The following is a 21,043-nucleotide window of genomic DNA, read 5'->3' as shown; positions in this document are numbered from 1 at the left end:
TTTACTTTGTATTTCTGTTAGTTCTCCAATTGGAAGTTTCTTGTTCTGGCGTTTTTACTACTTTAGTGTACTCATTAAACAAGTGCACGCCAAATAAGCCCGCCACTTTATGTTCTGGTAAACGAGCAGCTATTAACTTATCTGCAGAATAGTAATTTTTAACAAAATGTGTATCAAAATCTCCAGATAAAAATGCAGGATGCTCACAAACAAACTTACCAAAAGACAAGGTTGTAGATGCTCCTTCAATTTTATAATTTTCAATAGCAGAAAGCATTAATTGTATTGCTTCTTCTCTGGTATCTCCGTAGGTTATCAATTTAGATAACATAGGATCGTAATAAATTGGTATTTCCATACCTTCTTCAAAACCATCATCTAAACGTATACCTTTACCTCTTGGTCTTTTATAGGTTGATAACGTACCAATACTAGGCATAAAGTTATCCAAGGGATCTTCTGCATACACCCTAACTTCTACAGCGTGACCTTTAATTTTTAAATCGTTTTGAGTAATTTGTAGCGTTTCATTTCTAGCAACTTTAATTTGTTGCTCTACCAAGTCTACACCTGTAATTAGTTCTGTAACTGGGTGTTCTACTTGCAAACGTGTATTCATTTCTAAAAAATAGAAATTTTTATCAGCATCTAATAAAAATTCTACTGTACCAACACCAACATAGTCACAGGCTTTTGCTACTTTAATTGCTGCATCTCCCATAGCCTCTCTAATGGCAGGTGTTAATACAACAGATGGTGCTTCTTCTACAACTTTTTGATGTCTACGTTGTATGCTACATTCGCGTTCAAATAAGTGCACTACATTACCGTGATTATCTGCTAAAACCTGAATTTCTATATGCCTTGGTGATGCTACGTACTTTTCTATAAAAACAGAACCATCTCCAAACGCAGATTCTGCCTCACTAATTGCACGTTTCATTTGGTCTGCTAGTTCTTCTATATTTTCTACAACACGCATTCCTTTTCCGCCACCACCAGCTGCTGCTTTAATTAAAATAGGGAAACCTATTTCTTTAGCTATTTTAGTTGCTAAGTCTACATCTGTAATAGCTTCTTCAATACCAGGTACCATAGGTATATTATAATCTTTAACAGCTTCTTTTGCTGCTAGTTTATTACCCATTACTTCAATTGCGTGGGGTTTGGGACCTATAAATGTTATTCCTGCATTGGTAACTTTTTTTGCAAATTCTGCATTTTCACTTAAAAAGCCGTAACCTGGGTGTATACCATCTGCAGCAGTATCTTTTGCCGCCTGTATAACTTTATCCATTACCAAGTAAGACTCTGATGATGGTGCTGCACCTAAACAAATAGCTTCATCTGCATATTTTACGTGTGGTGCTTCTCTATCTACCTCAGAAAAAACTGCTACAGTTTTAATTCCCATTTTTTTTGCAGAACGCATAACACGTAATGCAATTTCTCCTCTGTTAGCAACTAATATTTTTTTCATATTTATGCTATTTCTATTAATAATTGTCCTTTTTCCACAGCATCATCCTTAGCAACATTTACTACACTAACCACACCATCACTAGGTGCCGTAATAATATTTTCCATTTTCATAGCAGATAAAACCAAAACTTGCTCTCCTTCTTTAACTTCTTGGCCTTCTGTTACCAAAATATCTAAAATAAGCCCTGGCATAGGAGCATTTATATTTTTCTCTTTTTTTGTATTTACAGCAAGTAAGCCCATTTTTTTAACCATCTGGTCGTACTCATCTGCAATGGCAATTGTATAACTATTACCATTAACCTCAACTTTTAAGGTTTTTTCTAAAAAATTTGCGCTAATTAATTTAGCATTGTACTTTTTATTGTCTTCTAAAATATGGTATTCTTCATCTGAATCTTTAACAATATTTAGCTTAGAAACCTCTTTGCTATTTACTGTTATTTCTTCATCATTTACTGAAACAACATATGTTTTCATACTATAATGGTTTATAAATATTTGTGTTTAGTTAGAATTTTTTATTCTGGATATTCAATTCTAAGATGATAAATATTGGTTAACTTTAATTTTAACACCTTTTTTATTTCTACAATTTCTTTAAATGTAATATTTGCATTAGAAAATTGATTGGCTCTCATTTGTCCATCTATAATTTTATCTACAAACTCATCAATCATTAAAAAAGTAGGATTTTTTAAACTTTTTGAAGCTGCTTCTACCGCATCTGCCATCATTAAAATTGCAGTTTCCTTAGAAAAAGGTAATGGCCCAGGATATTTAAAGTCGTCTTCGTTTACATCTTCATCAATCTCTGACTGTTTTTTAAAAAAGTAATACACTTTAGAGGTTCCGTGGTGCACTCTAATAAAATCTATAACACGGTCTGGCAAATTGTTTTTACGTGCAATTTCTATTCCGTCTAAAACATGGTTAATTATAATTTTAGCACTCTCTATAGGCGTATGCTCATTATGCGGATTTACATTAGTTACTTGGTTTTCTGTAAAATAAGTTGGATTATTCATTTTACCAATATCATGATACAATGCTCCTACCCTTACCAGCATAGCATTTGCACCAATTTCCTGCGCTGCTGCTTCTGCCAAATTTGCTACTTGTAAAGAATGATGAAATGTACCTGGAGCCTTGTTAGACAGTTCTTTTAAAAGTTTAGAGTTAGTATCTGACAATTCTAACAATGATACGTCTGACACTAATCCAAAAATCTTTTCGTAAATATAAATAAGCGGTTGTACAAAAAGAGTAATCATTCCGTTTAATAAAAATACACCAAACGTAATTGCATACATATTATTTAAATTACCCTCATGTATAATATGAAAAGCAAAATAACCTATTATATATATTAAAGTAATTTGACCTACAGATATAAATAAATTAGCTCTTTTATACAATTGAGATACCGTTAAAATAGTAACTATACCCGCCATTATCTGAAGAAAAATATACTCAAAACTATTAGGCACAACAAACCCTAAAATTAACAATGTAAGTACATGCACAAAAAGTCCTAAACGGGCATCAAAAAATGTTTTTAATATTAAAGGTAAAATACATAATGGTACTACATAAACGTATGCCTCATTATACTTTATAACCATTGTGGTTACAAAAACCATTAGTAAAATATTAAAAAAGATAAAAGTAACCTTAGTATTATTTTTAAATACTGAAGCCCTATATTTTTTTAAAAACAAAAGCAACATTAGCAATACAAGAGCCACCAAAATTGTGTAACCAGATACAATTATGTAATAATTATTATCGGTCCAAAGCTCAGACTCATACTCTTGTTTTAAAGAGTTTAATATTTTATAATTATCTGCCTCTACTACTTCTCCTTTAACTATAATTAGCTTGCCTTCATCAATAGTACCACGAGTAACAGAAATTTTGGCTAACTCCTCATTCAATGTTTTTTTAGAAATATTATCGTTATAAAAAACATTGGGTTTTACTATGTTAAAAAATAGCTTTTTAAATTGTGAGTTATATGTTGTTAGTTGCTTTTTACGTAAAACCGAGTTTATTACTTTATCTATACTTTGTATGCTTGTAACATCTTTAAAGCTTAGTTCTTTTGCTTCATTATTACGTAATAAAAAAAACTTTTGAGTTTTAGCAGCAACCTTATTTTTCTTTATAATACCATTTAAATAAAGTGTATTTATTATCTCTTCTCCTACAGACTTTAAATATCTTTTTTCTTCTGAATTAAGGTCTAAACTATTAAATACTTTGCTAAAATTAGCATTGTAATTTTTGGTAACCGATGCTACTATGTCTTGGTTATAAGTATAGTAATCTAAATGGTTATTTTTAACTACTTGTTTTTCTTTTTCTATTTCTACTACATCTTTTTGTATTGAAAAATCAAAAGGTGCATACAAATTTTCATACTGCCATGGCTTTCCTTTTTGAAACTCATACTTAAACTTTCCCCCTTTAGGAAAGAAAAATACAATTAAAAATATGGTACCTACGTATAGAAAGCACTTGTATAGTAACGATTGATTTTTATAAATTTTCTCCAAGATAGATTTTGTAGTTAAAAGTAACTTTTTCCAAAAATAGAAAATTATGCGCTTAAATAATGGTTTTGGCAAAAGAACCCTACTCTATGTGCATTAATTTATTAATTTTGCAACACTAAAATTTAGAATTTATGAAAGATGTTGTTATAGTTTCTATGGCAAGAACTCCAATAGGGAGTTTTTTAGGATCATTATCTAGTGTTGCAGCCCCTAAATTAGGTGCAATTGCTATAAAAGGCGCATTAGATAAAATAAAACTAGAGCCATCTCAGGTTCAAGAAGTATTAATGGGTAATGTAGTACAAGCTGGTGTAGGGCAAGCTCCTGCAAGGCAAGCGGCTATATACGCTGGTATACCAAACACAGTTCCTTGCACAACAGTAAACAAAGTTTGTGCTTCTGGAATGAAAACTATAATGCAAGCTGCGCAATCTATTGCTTTAGGTGATAATGATATTGTTGTTGCGGGTGGTATGGAAAATATGAGTATGGTGCCACACTACGTACATTTAAGAAACGGACAAAAATTTGGACCAACATCATTAGTAGATGGTTTACAAAAAGATGGTTTAGTAGATGCTTATGACCAAAACGCTATGGGCGTTTGTGCAGATGCATGTGCTACAGAATATGAATTTAGTAGAGAAGACCAAGACAATTTTGCAATACAGTCTTACAAAAGATCTGCAGCTGCTTGGGAACAAGGGAAATTTAATAATGAAGTTGTACCTGTAGAAGTACCACAAAGAAGAGGTGAGCCAGTTGTAGTTTCTGAAGATGAAGAATTTAAAAACGTTAAACTAGAAAAAATACCAGCATTAAGACCTGCTTTTACAAAAGAAGGTACTGTAACTGCTGCTAACGCATCTACCATAAATGATGGTGCTGCTGCTCTTGTACTTATGAGTGCAGATAAAGCAAAAGAATTAAACCTAACACCTTTAGCTAAAATAAAAAGTTATGCAGATGCTGCACACGAACCAGAATGGTTTACAACAGCACCATCTAAAGCGTTACCAAAAGCTTTAGGAAAAGCAGGTATAGAAATAGGAGACGTAGATTATTTTGAATTTAACGAAGCATTTTCTGTTGTTGGCCTAGCCAATATGAAAATATTAGGTTTAAATGACTCCAACGTAAATGTTAATGGTGGGGCTGTATCTTTAGGACATCCGTTAGGATGCTCTGGAGCTAGAATTGTAATTACTTTACTTAGTGTTTTAGAACAAAATAACGGAAAAATTGGAGCAGCTGCTATTTGTAATGGTGGTGGTGGTGCCTCTGCAATTGTTTTAGAAAAAGCGTAATATAGCGGAATAGAACAATTTGTATGCAATACGGTATTTGTAATCTTAGTATAGTTCCTGTAAGGTTTACTCCAGAAGAAAATTCAGAAATGGTTGCTCAGCTTTTATATGGCGACCATTTTAAGGTTCTGGAGCATCGTAAATTTTGGAGTAGAATAAGAATTGCTTTTGATGGTGTAGAGGCTTGGGTTAGTAACAATCAATTTAGCTTTATTGATGAAGATGATTATGATGCCCTAGACGCTACTACAGATATAGCACTAAGCTCTGACTTAGTTGCATTTATATCTTCATCAGAAAACGATTTAATGCCAGTTATTGTAGGTTCTGTTTTAAATGGCATACCTATATTAAATCATTCTTTTGAGGGTAATTATATACAAGGCATACAAAGTAAAAGTAAACTTGTAAATACCGCATTATTGTATTTAAATAGTCCTTATTTAGCCGGAGGAAAAACTCCTTTTGGCACAGATAGTTCTGGCTTAACACAAATGGTTTATAAAATAAATGGATACAAGTTATTGCGTACAGCGCAAGAACAATCTACACAAGGAGAACCTTTAAGTTTTATTGAAGAAAGTGAACCTGGTGACTTAGCCTTTTTTGACAATAAAGAAGGTATTATAGATCATGTAGGTATTATTATGCAAGACAACTACATTATTCACTGCCACGGTAAAGTACGTATAGATCGTATAGACCACACAGGAATTTTTAATGCCGAACTAAAAAAATATACGCACCAATTACGTGTTATTAAAAAAATAATTTAAACTAAAGTTAGTTTACTTTAATGCATAAAAAAAGCCTTCATTTCTGAAGGCTTTTTTATTTATGTTGTGTTATTAAAAAGATTATTCTCCTAATAACTTTTTAAGACGCATAAAGTTTTCAGTATCACCTAATGCACCGTAAATGTTTTTTAACTGTGATAACAACGCTTGGTTACCTGGAGTTTGTTTTAAAGCATCTTCTAAAATTTGTGCTCCTTCTCTAAACAAACCATCTTTTTTAGCTTTTAACTCATCATACTTAGCTATATCTGCTCTAGAACTACCTAATGCATTCATAGCATCAATTAATCCGTTACCTTCGTTAACATAGGTAGTAGATAAGTTTAATTGTGCGTTAACATAACCTGGGTTAAGCTCAATTGCTTTTTCATAAGCAGCTCTTGCCTCCTCTATGTTTTCTTGCTCCATATTTATTACACCAATGTTGTAAAATAAATCTGGATTGTTAGGATCTACTCTTGTAGCTTCTGCCATTAACTCTTTAAACTTGTCTTTGTTACCTAATTTATATTGTAGGTTAGCTTCGTTTAAAATTAAGTTTACATCACTAGGATTATTAGCTCTTGCATCTTTATAAGCTTCTAATGCTTTTTCATCTTCTCCTAATTGAGTGTAAATAAGTGCAATATTTTTAACTATCTCTGCTTTTCTAGATGGAGACTTTTCCTCTTTAGGATCTTTGTATTGCTTAGACTTAACCATTAAATCTCTTTGAGATTTAGCCATTTCTTCTCTTTCTCCTGTTGCAATATTTACTGCAGAGTACTTAACTTCACTACCGTCATAGTTTATGTCTTTTAGCTCATTGTAATATTTAAGAGCTTTTTCCATATTCTGCGCATTTACAGCACTGTTTGCGGCGTAAAATAAGTAAACAGTATCTTTTTTACTTAAGTTATAAGCTAGGTATAATTTGTCTGCACCAGCATCAAACTTTTTTTCGTTGTTATCTTTAATTGCTGCATTAACAATATCTCCTGTCATACCAGTCATTGCTTGTTTAGCTTCTACTGTGTATTTCTTTTTACCTACTTCTTCTTCGTAAGCAATTAAATCTTTAAAAGCTGCTATAGATTTTTTAAAAGCACCTTCTTCTCCAGATTTAGCTAATTTAGAGTATGTTTTACCTTTAACTAGGTAGTATAACGCTTTTGTTTTTGCGTCTGCAGATCCTAATAACGGTTCTGCTTTTTCTAAAGCAGCTTTAGCTTCTGCTGCATTATCAGATTTTAATGCTTTATCAGCAGCTTTAACTTCGTTCTTTTGAGCAAAAGACATTGCAGAAAAAGACATTGCTGCTGTTAATATTAAAAATTTAGTTTTCATTTCAATTTCTATTAAATAATTAGTGTAAAAAATTTATTCTTCAGTTGATTCCGTTGTATCATTATCAAGAGCCGTGCCATCTTCTGTAGAAGCATCACCTTCTGCAGTATCAGGAGCTTCTCCCTCTAAACCTTCTTCATCTACAGCATCTTCGTCTTTCATAACTTTTGCAACTGCTGCAATAGAATCTTTTCCTTTAATGTTTATTAACCTAACACCCTGTGTTGCTCTACCCATTACACGTAAATCTTCTACACCCATACGTATTGCAATACCAGATTTATTAATAATCATTAAATCATCAGAATCGGTAACATTTTTAATAGCTACTAAACCACCTGTTTTATCTGTAACGCTAATGGTTTTAACACCTTTACCGCCTCTATTAGTAATTCTATAATCTTCTAAACTAGAACGTTTACCGTATCCTTTTTCAGAAACTACTAAAATATCATCATCAAAGTTGTGTACAGATACCATACCCACAACTTCATCATTATCATCTGCTAATGTAATACCTCTAACACCAGAGGCATTTCTACCCATTGGTCTTGTTTTACTTTCTTCAAACCTAATGGCTTTACCAGATTTTAATCCTAAAAATATTTGACTAGTACCTGTTGTTAGTTTAGCTTCTAGCAACTCATCTCCTTCTTTTATACCTATGGCATTAATACCATTTAAACGAGGTCTTGAGTATTGCTCTAAAGAGGTCTTTTTAACAGTACCTTTTTTGGTTGCCATAATAACGTAGTGACTGTTAACGTACTCTTCATCTTTAAGATCTTGAGTACATATAAATGCCATTACTTTATCATCTTGCTCTATATTAATTAGATTTTGTATTGCTCTACCTTTAGATGTTTTACTACCTTCTGGTATTTCATAAACACGCATCCAGAAACATTTACCTTTTTGTGTAAAGAACAACATATATTGGTGGTTAGTACCTACAAATAAGTGTTCTAAAAAGTCTTCATTTCTTGTTGATGATGCTTTTTGCCCAACTCCACCTCTATTTTGTGTTTTGTATTCAGATAAAGGAGTACGTTTAATATATCCTGCATGAGATATGGTTATTACCACTTGCTCATCAGGTATCATATCTTCAATACTTAAATCACCTCCTGCAAAATTAATTTCAGATCTTCTTTCGTCTCCGTATTTCTCTTTAACTTCTAAAAGTTCATCCTTAATAATTTGCATTCTGCGTTCTTCATTAGCAAGAATATCTTTTAAGTCTGCAATGGTTTTTATAATCTCATCATACTCTGCTCTTAACTTGTCTTGTTCCAGACCTGTTAATTGGCGCAAACGCATTTCTACAATTGCTTTAGCTTGTATTTCAGACAGCTCAAACCTTTTAATTAAGTTCTCTCTTGCTTCATCTGCGTTAGAAGAACCTCTAATTATGGCAATTACTTCATCTATATTATCAGATGCAATAATTAAACCCTCTAATATGTGAGCTCTATCTTCTGCCTTTTTAAGTTCAAACTTAGTTCTACGTACAACTACTTCATGTCTGTGTTCCACAAAATAGTGAATCATTTCTTTAACATTAAGTAACTGTGGTCTTCCGTTTACTAAGGCAATATTGTTTACACTAAAGGAAGTTTGTAGTGCTGTATATTTAAATAATGTATTTAATACAATATTAGGTATAGCATCTCTTTTTAAAATGTATACAATACGCATACCATTTCTATCAGACTCATCTCTAATAGTAGAAATCCCTTCAATTTTTTTATCGTTAATAAGATCGGCTGTTTTCTTAATCATATCAGCCTTATTAACCTGGTAAGGTATCTCTGTAACCACAATAGATTCTCTACCCTGAACTTCTTCAAAAGTAGCTTTTGCACGCATTACAACTCTACCTCTACCTGTTTTAAAAGCTTCTCTAACGCCGTCATAACCATATATAATACCTCCTGTTGGAAAATCTGGAGCCTTTATATGTGTTATTAACTCATCTATTTCTATATCTTTATTATCTATGTATGCAACAGTACCATCTACAACTTCAGATAAATTGTGTGGTGGCATATTTGTTGCCATACCAACTGCAATACCAGAGGCTCCGTTTACTAATAAGTTAGGAATTCTTGCAGGTAAAACTGTTGGTTCTTTTAAAGAATCGTCAAAGTTTAATTGGTGATCTACAGTGTCTTTTTCTATATCTGCCAACATGTCATCGGCAATTTTACGCATACGTGCTTCTGTATAACGCATTGCTGCAGGGCTATCACCATCTATAGAACCAAAGTTACCCTGGCCATCTACAAGCATATAACGTAAACTCCACTCTTGAGCCATACGTACCATAGAATCATAAACAGAAGTATCTCCGTGAGGGTGATACTTACCTAAAACCTCACCCACAATACGGGCAGATTTTTTATGTGCGCTATTGGAACGAACACCCAACTCATGCATACCGTATAAAACCCTTCTGTGTACCGGCTTTAAACCATCTCTTACATCTGGTAAGGCACGTGATACAATAACCGACATTGAATAATCAATGTAGGCAGATTTCATTTCGTCTTCTATGTTTATTGGAATAATTTTTTCCCCTTCTGCCATATTAAAATCTTATATACTAATTTGATTAAAAATTGATGCCAATATACATAAAATCATCACGAGAAAAGCAATATTTAGTTACTTTAATACAATATTTATTAACACTTTTTAATAGGCAAATGGTTAATAATTATTTAAATTATGACAGCCAAAGCTGTTTTTTTCGACAAAAAATCAAACTTTAACGAATATAGGAACAGTATTTGCCTTATATAAAAATAGATTTATTACTTTTATAATTGATTAAGGATTAATTTATGGATGACAATTTTTCACCTAGAGTAAAAGATGTAATTGCGTACAGCAAGGAGGAGGCATTAAGACTTGGACACGATTTTATTGGTACCGAGCACTTAATGCTTGGCTTATTACGAGACGGAAACGGAAAAGCAATTAATATATTAGATGCATTAGAGGTAGATTTAGATCATTTGCGACGCAAGGTGGAAATACTTAGCCCAGCAAATCCTAGCTCTGACAATTTGCAAAAAGATAAAAAAAACTTGCACTTAACAAGGCAAGCAGAACGCGCATTAAAAACAACATTTTTAGAAGCTAAACTTTTTCAAAGCTCTTCTATTAATACAGCGCATTTATTACTATGTATTTTGAGAAACGAAAACGACCCTACTACTAAGCTTTTACACAAACTAAAAGTAGATTACGATAATGTAAAAAGTGAATTTAAAACCATTATTACTAAAGATGAAGACTATATAGATTCTCCAAGAGCAGAGTCTTTCCCTGGTGATGCAGATAGTGATAATGATGAAAAAGAAAACTTTGGTGGAGGTGCTACAGCTGGACCAAAATCTAACAAAAAATCTAAAACACCAGTTTTAGACAATTTTGGTAGAGACTTAACCAAAATGGCAGAGGAAAACAAATTAGACCCTGTTGTTGGTAGAGAAAAAGAAATAGAGCGTGTATCTCAAATATTATCTCGTCGTAAAAAAAATAACCCACTTTTAATTGGTGAACCTGGTGTGGGTAAAAGCGCCATTGCAGAAGGTTTAGCATTACGTATCATTAACAAAAAGGTTTCTAGAATTTTATACAACAAACGCGTTGTTACACTAGATTTAGCCTCTTTAGTTGCTGGCACAAAATATCGTGGACAGTTTGAAGAACGTATGAAAGCTGTTATGAATGAGCTAGAAAAGAATGATGATATTATTCTTTTTATTGACGAAATACATACTATTGTTGGTGCTGGTGGTGCTACAGGAAGCTTAGATGCTTCTAATATGTTTAAACCTGCATTAGCCCGTGGAGAAATACAATGTATTGGCGCCACAACATTAGATGAATACAGACAGTATATAGAAAAAGATGGTGCTTTAGAACGTCGTTTTCAAAAAGTAATTGTAGAGCCTACTTCTGTAGACGAAACAATAGAAATTTTGCAAAACATTAAGGGCAAGTATGAGGAACACCACAATGTAAATTATACAGATGAAGCTTTAGTTGCTTGTGTAAAATTAACGAACCGTTATATGACAGATCGTTTTTTACCAGACAAGGCTATTGACGCGCTAGATGAAGCTGGCTCTAGAGTACACATAGTTAATATGGATGTACCTAAACAAATTTTAGAGTTAGAAAAACAACTAGAAGATGTTAGAGAACTAAAAAATACCGTTGTTAAAAAACAACGTTATGAAGAGGCTGCTAAGCTTAGAGATGATGAAAAAAGAATTGAAAAAGATTTAGCTCTTGCTCAAGAAAAATGGGAAGAAGAAAGCAAATTACATAGAGAAACAGTTACAGAAGAAAATGTAGCAGATGTAGTTTCAATGATGAGTGGTATTCCTGTAAACAGAATTGCGCAAACTGAAATTAATAAATTAGCAGAATTACCAAGCTTAATTAAAGGCAACGTAATTGGTCAAGATGATGCTGTTGCAAAGGTATCTAAAGCCATACAACGTAACAGAGCCGGACTTAAAGATCCTAACAAGCCAATTGGGTCGTTTATATTTTTAGGCCAAACCGGTGTTGGTAAAACACAATTAGCAAAAGTACTTGCTAAAGAATTATTTGACTCTGAAGATGCACTTATACGTATTGATATGAGTGAGTATATGGAGAAATTTGCAATCTCTAGATTAGTTGGTGCGCCTCCAGGATACGTTGGTTATGAAGAAGGCGGACAATTAACTGAAAAAGTACGCAGAAAACCTTATTCTGTTGTTTTATTAGACGAGGTAGAAAAAGCACATCCAGATGTGTTTAATATGATGCTTCAGGTATTAGATGATGGCTTTTTAACAGATAGTTTAGGTCGTAAAATAGACTTTAGAAACACTATTATTATAATGACATCTAATATTGGTGCACGTCAATTAAAAGATTTTGGACAAGGTGTTGGTTTTGGAACTTCTGCAAAAAAAGCACAAGCAGATGAACACCAGAAAAGTGTTATTGAAAATGCACTTAAAAAAGCATTTGCTCCTGAGTTTTTAAACAGAATTGATGACGTAATAGTATTTAACCCATTAGAAAGAGCAGATATCCATAAAATTATTGACATTGAGTTAAGCAAACTTTATGCAAGAATTAAAGATATAGGTTACAACTTAACATTATCAGAAAAAGCTAAAGACTATATTGCAGACAAAGGATTTGATAAGCAATATGGAGCAAGACCTTTAAAAAGAGCAATTCAAAAGTATATTGAAGATGCTTTAGCTGAAGAAATAGTAAACTCTAAGCTAGAAGAAGGTGACAGTATTTTTATGGATTTAAATGATGAAAAAAACGAACTTACCATAAAAATTAAGAAAGAAGGAAAAGCATCTGAAGCTTAAAAAAAACGTAAGTTAATAAGTACAAAGGAGTCAATTTTTATTGACTCCTTTTTTTATACAAATTGTATTAAACGTAAGAAAATATAAGCCAACAGAGCATATTAGCAACTGTTAAAGGATATATTAACCTTTTATCTAGTTTTTTTCAAATTATCTTAACATAAAATTAATTTAGCTTCTGAACACTATTTTATTACATACAGAATATGAAGATGGGGCAAACCAAAAAGGCTGTAATTGTTAAAGAATATCAATTAGAGTCTGGCAAAATATACATATATGACAACTATATGGTAGCATCTTTTGATGAAGGAACTACCATAACGTTAGAAAAAGCTTTTCAAATTATAGGAATTTCAGAAATACACTTTAGAGATAAAGATTTTGGATACATTAGTTTGCGTAAAAATTCTTATGCAATAGACCCAACTGTATATAATTTTGTTAGAGGTTTAGAAAACCTAAAAGCATTTGCAATTGTTTCTGTTAAAGAAATTGATATGCATAACTTTAAAATTGAAAAAATGTTCTACAAAAAACCAATGAAGTTTTTTATAGAATATTCTAACGCATTAACTTGGGTGAAGAGAAAATTATCTACAGCAGCGGCAGCAAAAACTAAAGAATAGTTTAAGCGCCACTTTAATAGATTATATTTTATGCCTGCTGTTGTTCTTGTTGCTGAGGAACTTCAGGCCTTTTAAACAACTCTATAAATGCCCCTCCAATAGTGTTTGCAATAGAAGAAGCCGTTAAAGATTGATAGCCTAATTTTTCTACAGCTAAATCCCCTGCACTACCGTGTAAATAAACGCCAAAAATTGCCGCCAATACTTTTGGATATCCTTGTGCTATTAAACCAGTAATTACCCCTGTAAGAACATCTCCACTGCCAGCAGTTGCCATACCCGGATTGCCAGATGTATTAATAAAACCTTTACCCTTATACAAAACTATTGTATGCGCCCCTTTTATAACCAAAACACATTTTAATTCTAATGAAAATAGTTTAGCTTTTTCTAGTTTATCAAAATCACTATCCCATACACCAATTAAACGTTCTAACTCCTTAGGGTGTGGGGTTAACACACTATCTTCTGGTATCAACTTAAGCAAATCTTTATTTTCAGATATAATATTTAGCGCATCTGCATCTATTACAAGTGGTATTTTATTATTTTGCAAAAACTTTGTAAAAGCTTCTACTGTTTCTGATGCTTTTCCTAAACCAGGTCCAACACCAATAACGGTAGGTTCTAAATTAAAATGAAAATCTGTTATAGTATTTTCATTAACATCTGTTTGCACCATAATCTCTGGCATAGCACTCTGCATAGGTATATATCCACATTGTGGTAAAAAAGCAGAAACTAAACCACTACCAGAATTTAATGCTCCTTTAGCTGCTAAAATAGTTGCCCCTATTTTACCGTAACTTCCTCCTATTATTAAAGAATGACCATAAGTTCCTTTATGAGCAAACTTTTCTCTGGGCATATAACTCTGTAAAACTTCATTTTTACTAATTAAAGTATATGTGGTTTCTGTAACAGTTAAAAATTCTACATCTATTCCAATATCAATTATTTCCCATTGGTTACAATAAATACCTGTTTGTGGTAAAAAGAACGCCAACTTAGGAGACTGAAATGTAAGTATATGGTTAGCGTGTATTATAGCATTAGGATTTTCTACAACTTTATCTAAAAACAACCCAGACGGGACATCTACAGCTAACACAAAAGCTTCAGAGTTGTTTATGTGCGTCATTAAACTAGCCACCCAATCATCTGGAGTTCTATTTAGTCCTATACCAAAAATTGCATCTACAACAATATCTTCTCTACTAATAGTCGGTAACTCAGTTTCTTTAGACAAAAAATTAGGCCAAACATTTCTATCCTTTAGCCTTTTCAAATTTGTTAAGAACTCATCAGTACGTTTTTCATTATAATTTACAATATACACTTCTATATTATAGCCATGCTCTTGTAAATGTCTCGCTACAGCTAAACCATCTCCTCCATTATTTCCTATACCACAAAACAAATGTATTTTTGGTTGTGCGCCTTGCAAACGTAAATGCAACCAATTAAACAATTGTACTGCTACACGCTCCATTAGCTCATCACTTGTAATTTGCTGTTTTTCAATTGTAAATTTATCAGCTTGGTATATCTGTTCTCCTGTAAAAATCTTCATTCTATAAAAATATTAAGCTTTTACTATTAAATTGGTAAAAGTTTTAGAAATCATTTGTTTAAAAATACAAAAGTACTACATTTGACTTGTTAATAAGCAAAGCTTAAACAAACATTTTGGACAACGTAACTACATTTTCTACTACAATTTTTACTTGTGTTATCACAAACACAACAATTACCCCTTTGGGGTAATCTGCTATATAATACACGTCCGTTATATGTATTGTTTTATCAATACAACTTATAAAAATCTATAATTATTTTACCATGAAAGTATTAAAGTTCGGCGGAACTTCGGTTGCCAACGCCAACAACATAGAGTTAGTTAAAAATATAGTTAAAAACTCAAAAAATAAAACTGCAGTAGTTGTGTCTGCCTTTGGTGGCGTAACAGACCTGCTTTTAAATGCTGCAGAATTAGCTTCTACTCATAATAAAGAATACAAAAATGTATTTTTAAAAATTGAAGAAAGACATATTTCTACCATAAAAGAATTAATCCCAGTTTCTAACCAAAGTAAAGTACTTAGTAAGGTTAAAAGTGAATTAAACATTTTAGAAACACTTTTAGAAGGTGCTTTTTTTATTGGCGAAATAACACCTAAATTATCAGATAAAATTGTAAGCTATGGTGAGCTATTATCATCATACATTATTAGTGAATACTTTATTGCGGAAGGCCTAAACGCCAGCTACAAAGACAGTAGAGAACTACTTAAAACTAATACAAACTACGGTAAAGCTGCTATTTATAATTTTGAAGAAACAAACAGTTTAATTCAAAACTACTTTAACAATAACAACAACCAAATTACTGTTCTTGGTGGCTTTATAGCTTCTTCAATTAAAGGAGATTCTACTACACTAGGGCGTGGTGGATCTGACTATACAGCAGCAATTATTGCTGCTGCAGTAGATGCAAAAAGTTTAGAAATCTGGACAGACGTAAGTGGTATGTATACCGCTAACCCTAAACTAGTTAAACAAGCTAAAGCTATAGAAAACATCTCTTACCAGGAAGCTATGGAACTATCTCATTTTGGTGCAAAGGTTCTTTATCCTCCTACAATACAACCTGTATTAAGTAAAGGGATTCCTATTGCCATTAAAAATACTTTTAACCCAGATGCTATTGGCACTACAATCACTAAAAATTTAGATAAAAACGGCAAAACAGTACGTGGTATTAGCCATATAGAAAACATAAGTCTTATTTCTCTAGAGGGTTCAGGAATGGTAGGTATTCCTGGTATCTCTAAACGTTTTTTTGAAGTACTTTCTCTAGCTCAAATAAGCATTGTACTTATAACTCAGGCATCATCAGAACATTCTATTTGTGTTGCTATAGATGCAAATGATGTGGCTCTTGCAGAAGAAGCCATTAATAATGAATTTGAGTATGAAATTTCATTAAAAAAAATTAAACCTGTTTTAGTAGAAAATGATTTAGCCATTATTGCCTTGGTAGGAGACTCTATGAAAAATCACCAAGGTTTAAGTGGCAAAATGTTTAGTACACTTGGTAAAAACAATGTAAATATTAGAGTTATAGCACAAGGTTCATCAGAGCGCAATATATCTGCAGTTATAGACAAGGCTGATGTAAAAAAAGCATTAAACTCTCTTCATGAAAAATTCTTTGAAGAAAACATTAAGCAACTTAACCTATTTATTATGGGTGTTGGTAATGTTGGATCCAAATTACTTCACCAAATTAAACAACAAAAAAAGTATTTAAAAGAAAACCTTAAACTTAATGTTAGAGTAATTGGAATATCAAACTCTAGAACAATGTTTTTTGATGAAGACGGAATATCTCTTAAAAACTGGGAATCATTACTTTCTAAAGGAGAAAAAGCAAATAAAGAACAATTCTTTAGCAAAGTAAATAGCTTAAATTACAGAAATAGTATTTTTGTAGACAATACAGCTAGCGAGGTAGTTTCTAATACATATGCAGATTATTTAAGCAACAGTATTTCTGTTGTTACTTGCAACAAAATTGCGTGTTCATCTGTATACACAAATTACAGTAGACTAAAATATTTAGCTCAAAAATACAATGCTCCATTTTTATTTGAAACCAATGTAGGCGCAGGTTTACCTATAATAGACACCTTAAAGCACCTAATAGCTTCAGGAGATAAAATTTTAAAAATACAAGCCGTACTTTCTGGTAGCTTAAACTTTGTATTTAATAACTTTAGCAATAAAACCACATTTCATGACATTGTTAAACAAGCGCAAGAAGAAGGCTATACAGAACCAGACCCTAAAATAGATTTAAGCGGAATAGATGTAGCTCGTAAAATTTTAATTTTAGCTAGAGAAAGTGGTTACAAACTAGATATAGATGAAATCACAAACAAATCATTTTTACCTGAAGAAAGTTTACAAACAACAAATAATAATGACTTTTTTGCTTCACTAATAAAATTCGAACCTTCTTTTCAAGAAATGTATACAGAAGCAGCAAATAAAGATGCTAAACTAAAATATGTAGCGCAATTTGAAGACGGAAAAGCAAGCGTTGGTCTACAACATATCCCTAAAGGACATGATTTTTACAACCTTGAAGGAAGTGACAATATTGTATTATTTTTTACAGAAAGATACCCTAACCAACCATTAATTATAAAAGGTGCAGGTGCTGGCGCAGACGTAACTGCCTCTGGTATTTTTGCAGACATAATAAGAATAGGAAACTTTTAAGTATGAAAAACGAAATTAAAGTATTTTGTCCGGCTACCATCGCAAACATTTCATGTGGTTTTGATGTACTAGGTGTTGCATTAGACAATGTTGGAGATGAAATGGTTGTTAAAAAAACCAGCAAAAAAGGAATTACTATTACAAAAATTGAAGGTCAAAATTTACCTTTACAAACACATAAAAATGTAGCTGGCGTAGCCGGATTGGCGTTACTATCTGCATCTGATTATGAAGGAGGTTTTGAAATAGAAATATATAAGAAAATAAAAGCCGGAAGCGGTATAGGCAGTAGTGCTGCTAGTTCTACTGGTGCTGTTTGCGCTATGAATAAATTATTAGGAGAACCTTTTAGCAATTTAGAACTTGTACAATTTGCAATGAAAGGAGAAGAACTTGCTAGTGGCGTGCAACATGCAGATAATGTTGCACCAGCTATATATGGTGGCTTTACCCTAGTTCGCAGTTATAGTCCCTTAGATATTATAAAAATAAATACTCCTAAAAAATTATACGCTACTGTAATACATCCACAAATAGAGATAAAAACATCTGACTCTAGAAAAATATTAAAAACAACAATTTCTTTAGCGGACGGAATAAAACAATGGGGTAATGTTGGTGGATTAATAGCTGGTTTATACACAGAAGATTATGACTTAATTAGCAGGTCACTAGAAGATCATATTATAGAACCAATACGCTCTATACTAATTCCTGCTTTTGATAATGTTAAATCTGCGTCGTTAAATGCTGGCGCATTGGGCTGTGGCATTTCGGGTTCAGGGCCTTCTATTTACGCCCTTAGCAAAGGCAAAGAAACAGCAGAAAAAGTAGCCCAGGCAATGCAAAATATTTATAATAAAGTAGGTATTCCTTATGACATACACGTATCTACAGTAAATACTGAAGGAATAAAAACCATATCATAAAAACAACACCTGTAACAAACCATAAATTATTTCGTCTACTAAATAAAATTAAGGTACTATATATTGATTATTAGACTCCTAAAAAAACATATTAAGTTTTGCCGTTTGTTTGGTTGTTAGTATATTACCGTTATAAAGAAATCCAAATACACATAATTATGTTGGAAGACAGCAAAGAAGAACTACAAAACAATGTAGGGGGTGATGAAAATTCAGAAACTACTGATGCTAAAACTGTTTCAGAGAAAAGCACTGAAATAGAAAGTAATAATTCAGAAGAAATATCATCTAATGACAAGCAAGGTGATAAAGAAATCTTAGATGAAATTGAAGAAACCAATGCCGAAGATGCAGAGGATAATGACAATCATCAAAGACATGAGATACCTTTATTAGATTACCATGCTATGAGTATGGAAAATTTAGTAGGCGAATTACAGCGTCTAGTAAAAAATGAAAAAGTACAAGCTATTAAAAAGCATGTTGACGGTATCAAGTATGAATTTGATTTAAAGTTTCAAGAATTTCTAGAACATAAAAAGGAAGAATTTATCACCAATGGAGGTAATGAAATTGATTTTAGATACAACTCCGTAACTAAAAGACAATTTAATGAAGTGTATTCAGATTACAGAGAAAAAAGAGATGCTTACTACAAAAATTTAGAACAAAATTTACAGAGTAACTTAGAAAAACGCATACAAATAATTGAAGAACTAAAAGGTTTGGTTAATGTTGAAGAAGACATTAATACTACATACAAAAACTTTAAAGATCTTCAAGAAAATTGGCGTAATGCTGGTCCTATACCTAGAACAGAATACAATAATGTATGGAGAACTTACCATCATCACATCGAAATTTTTTACGATTTCTTACACTTAAATAGAGAGCTAAGGGATTTAGATTTTAAACATAATTTAGAAGAAAAATTAAAATTAATAGTACGTGCCAATGCACTAGCCAATGAACCCGATTTAAATAAAGCTTTTAGAGAACTACAGACTTTGCATAAAATCTGGAAAGAAGATATTGGTCCTGTTGGCAAAGAGCATAGAGAGCAGATATGGGAAGAATTTAGTAACGCAACTAAAGTATTGCACCAAAGAAGGCAAGACTATTATAAAGAATTAGATAAAGTTTATGAAGTAAACTTAGAAAAGAAGCATAAAATAATTTCTCAAATAAAAGAAATTGCAGAAAATACTTCTAGCAATCATAAAGAGCTTCAAAAACAAATAAAACAAATAGAAGCCTTAAGAGAAGAGTTTTTTAAAGCAGGAAAAGTCCCTCAAAAATATAATGAGCAAACTTGGACCACCTTTAAAGATGCTGTAAAAACATTTAACAAATCTAAAAATGCATTTTACAAAAATCTAAAAAGGGAACAACAAGACAATCTAGATAAAAAAAGAGCACTATTAGACATTGCACTAAAAACAAAAGATAGTGAAGATTGGGACATTGCTACCAAGGAAATGAAACGTATACAAGGCGAATGGAAAACTATTGGTCACGTTCCTAGAAAATATTCTGATAAAATTTGGAATGAATTTAAAAGTGCTTGCAATCATTATTTTGATAGATTACATGCTCTAAAAAACCAATCGAGTAAAGAAGAATTAGAAAATTTAGAACATAAAACAGCTTGCTTAAATAAACTAAAAGAATTTCAATTATCTGGAGACAGGTCTAAAGATTTAGCTGAAATAAAAGGATTTATTAATGAATGGAAAAAATATGGTCATGTACCATTTAAAAAGAAAAACATTAATAACAAATTCAATACAATCCTAGATGCTATTTTTAGAAAATTAGATATTAGTAAACAAGAGTCAGAATTACTAAAGTATGGCGATAAAATACAAAAGCTATCTGCTAGTGATAATGAAAATGCTATTTACAAAGAAAGATTGTTTATTAGAAGAAAAATTGATGAAAGTAAAAACGAAATTCGTCAATTAGAAAATAACTTACAATTCTTCTCTAATGCATCTGAAGATAACCCTTTAGTTAAAAATGTTTTAAAGAATATTAACAATCAAAAAGAATCTTTAAATACTTGGAAAGCAAAACTAAAAAAGCTTAATATATTAGAAAATAGCATTAATAAAGAAGATGAAAATACTTCTAATGAGGAAGAATAAATAAAAAAAGGAAAGCATTTAATGTTCCCCTTTTTTTTACATTTAATACTCTACCCACATAAAACACTAAAAGCCCTATGAAATATTTTCTAGGGCTTTTTTTGTATGTATTAGTCATTAGTTTTTAAATGTTTTTAAATAGCTTAATTTTAAGTTTAAAGCAAAAAAAGCCCTTATCGTTA

The 21,043-nt window shown here is 31.9% G+C and carries 13 protein-coding genes; 7 read left to right on the top strand and 6 right to left on the bottom strand.

The genetic code is table 11. The features are described from left to right. Position 1: 1 nt before the first annotated feature. The 3 genes from accC to CELLY_RS12170 are packed head-to-tail and all read right to left on the bottom strand — an operon-like array spanning position 2 to position 4,040. Positions 2-1,480, bottom strand: coding sequence for an acetyl-CoA carboxylase biotin carboxylase subunit (accC, locus tag CELLY_RS12180; RefSeq protein ID WP_013621980.1), 1,479 nt, complete (start codon positions 1,478-1,480; stop codon positions 2-4). Between the two features lie 2 nt (positions 1,481-1,482). Beyond that, a complete protein-coding gene (locus CELLY_RS12175; RefSeq protein ID WP_013621979.1) occupies positions 1,483-1,962 on the bottom strand; it encodes a biotin/lipoyl-containing protein in 480 nt (159 codons plus the stop codon). Between the two features lie 41 nt (positions 1,963-2,003). After that, positions 2,004-4,040, bottom strand: coding sequence for an HD family phosphohydrolase (locus CELLY_RS12170; RefSeq protein ID WP_013621978.1), 2,037 nt, complete (start codon positions 4,038-4,040; stop codon positions 2,004-2,006). A gap of 131 nt (positions 4,041-4,171) precedes the next feature. Between CELLY_RS12170 and CELLY_RS12165 the strand changes: the two genes are divergently transcribed. Then, a complete protein-coding gene (locus CELLY_RS12165) occupies positions 4,172-5,347 on the top strand; it encodes an acetyl-CoA C-acyltransferase (RefSeq protein WP_013621977.1) in 1,176 nt (391 codons plus the stop codon). 23 nt (positions 5,348-5,370) lie between these two features. Then, positions 5,371-6,123 carry a C40 family peptidase gene (locus CELLY_RS12160; RefSeq protein WP_013621976.1) on the top strand — a complete coding sequence of 251 codons (753 nt, stop codon included), beginning with the start codon at positions 5,371-5,373 and terminating at the stop codon, positions 6,121-6,123. Positions 6,124-6,204: 81 nt separating this feature from the next. Here CELLY_RS12160 and CELLY_RS12155 read toward each other — a convergent pair whose 3' ends face one another. Together CELLY_RS12155 and gyrA are read right to left on the bottom strand one after the other, a co-directional pair. After that, entirely contained in the window at positions 6,205-7,470 is a 1,266-nt protein-coding gene (locus tag CELLY_RS12155) for a tetratricopeptide repeat protein (protein ID WP_013621975.1), read from the bottom strand. A gap of 33 nt (positions 7,471-7,503) precedes the next feature. Further along, a complete protein-coding gene (gene gyrA / locus CELLY_RS12150) occupies positions 7,504-10,059 on the bottom strand; it encodes a DNA gyrase subunit A (RefSeq protein WP_013621974.1) in 2,556 nt (851 codons plus the stop codon). Between the two features lie 257 nt (positions 10,060-10,316). Here gyrA and CELLY_RS12145 point away from each other — a divergent pair, with 257 nt between their 5' ends. Both CELLY_RS12145 and CELLY_RS12140 read left to right on the top strand, forming a co-directional pair. Beyond that, positions 10,317-12,869 carry an ATP-dependent Clp protease ATP-binding subunit gene (locus CELLY_RS12145; RefSeq protein WP_013621973.1) on the top strand — a complete coding sequence of 851 codons (2,553 nt, stop codon included), beginning with the start codon at positions 10,317-10,319 and terminating at the stop codon, positions 12,867-12,869. Positions 12,870-13,075: 206 nt separating this feature from the next. Beyond that, a complete protein-coding gene (locus tag CELLY_RS12140) occupies positions 13,076-13,498 on the top strand; it encodes a hypothetical protein (protein WP_034646815.1) in 423 nt (140 codons plus the stop codon). Positions 13,499-13,526: 28 nt separating this feature from the next. On the opposite strand, the gene CELLY_RS12135 is transcribed toward CELLY_RS12140, so the two are convergent. After that, entirely contained in the window at positions 13,527-15,071 is a 1,545-nt protein-coding gene (locus tag CELLY_RS12135; protein WP_013621971.1) for a bifunctional ADP-dependent NAD(P)H-hydrate dehydratase/NAD(P)H-hydrate epimerase, read from the bottom strand. 269 nt (positions 15,072-15,340) lie between these two features. Here CELLY_RS12135 and thrA point away from each other — a divergent pair, with 269 nt between their 5' ends. The 3 genes from thrA to CELLY_RS12120 all read left to right on the top strand — a co-directional run bounded on the left by thrA (position 15,341) and on the right by CELLY_RS12120 (position 20,861). After that, positions 15,341-17,785 (top strand): bifunctional aspartate kinase/homoserine dehydrogenase I, encoded by a 2,445-nt coding sequence (thrA, locus tag CELLY_RS12130; protein ID WP_013621970.1) that lies wholly within the window; start codon positions 15,341-15,343, stop codon positions 17,783-17,785. Positions 17,786-17,787: 2 nt separating this feature from the next. Next, complete coding sequence (locus CELLY_RS12125; RefSeq protein ID WP_013621969.1) at positions 17,788-18,714, top strand: homoserine kinase; 927 nt, start codon at positions 17,788-17,790, stop codon at positions 18,712-18,714. A gap of 158 nt (positions 18,715-18,872) precedes the next feature. After that, complete coding sequence (locus tag CELLY_RS12120; RefSeq protein WP_038506336.1) at positions 18,873-20,861, top strand: DUF349 domain-containing protein; 1,989 nt, start codon at positions 18,873-18,875, stop codon at positions 20,859-20,861. The last annotated feature ends 182 nt before the right edge of the window (positions 20,862-21,043 follow it).

Origin of the sequence: Cellulophaga lytica DSM 7489, from assembly GCF_000190595.1 — a bacterium.
Classification (GTDB): domain Bacteria; phylum Bacteroidota; class Bacteroidia; order Flavobacteriales; family Flavobacteriaceae; genus Cellulophaga; species Cellulophaga lytica.
Note: the sequence above shows the minus strand (reverse complement) of the source record. Positions and strands in the feature narration are given on the sequence as shown.

What these genes read in the sequence shown, in the direction of transcription:
- CELLY_RS12165 (WP_013621977.1), top strand. Translation starts at nt 4,172, where the DNA reads ATGAAAGATGTTGTTATAGTTTCTATGGCAAGAACTCCAATAGGGAGT.
- accC (WP_013621980.1), bottom strand. Translation starts at nt 1,480, where the DNA reads ATGAAAAAAATATTAGTTGCTAACAGAGGAGAAATTGCATTACGTGTT.
- CELLY_RS12155 (WP_013621975.1), bottom strand. Translation starts at nt 7,470, where the DNA reads ATGAAAACTAAATTTTTAATATTAACAGCAGCAATGTCTTTTTCTGCA.
- CELLY_RS12145 (WP_013621973.1), top strand. Translation starts at nt 10,317, where the DNA reads ATGGATGACAATTTTTCACCTAGAGTAAAAGATGTAATTGCGTACAGC.
- CELLY_RS12175 (WP_013621979.1), bottom strand. Translation starts at nt 1,962, where the DNA reads ATGAAAACATATGTTGTTTCAGTAAATGATGAAGAAATAACAGTAAAT.
- CELLY_RS12160 (WP_013621976.1), top strand. Translation starts at nt 5,371, where the DNA reads ATGCAATACGGTATTTGTAATCTTAGTATAGTTCCTGTAAGGTTTACT.
- gyrA (WP_013621974.1), bottom strand. Translation starts at nt 10,059, where the DNA reads ATGGCAGAAGGGGAAAAAATTATTCCAATAAACATAGAAGACGAAATG.
- thrA (WP_013621970.1), top strand. Translation starts at nt 15,341, where the DNA reads ATGAAAGTATTAAAGTTCGGCGGAACTTCGGTTGCCAACGCCAACAAC.
- CELLY_RS12125 (WP_013621969.1), top strand. Translation starts at nt 17,788, where the DNA reads ATGAAAAACGAAATTAAAGTATTTTGTCCGGCTACCATCGCAAACATT.
- CELLY_RS12135 (WP_013621971.1), bottom strand. Translation starts at nt 15,071, where the DNA reads ATGAAGATTTTTACAGGAGAACAGATATACCAAGCTGATAAATTTACA.
- CELLY_RS12140 (WP_034646815.1), top strand. Translation starts at nt 13,076, where the DNA reads ATGAAGATGGGGCAAACCAAAAAGGCTGTAATTGTTAAAGAATATCAA.
- CELLY_RS12120 (WP_038506336.1), top strand. Translation starts at nt 18,873, where the DNA reads ATGTTGGAAGACAGCAAAGAAGAACTACAAAACAATGTAGGGGGTGAT.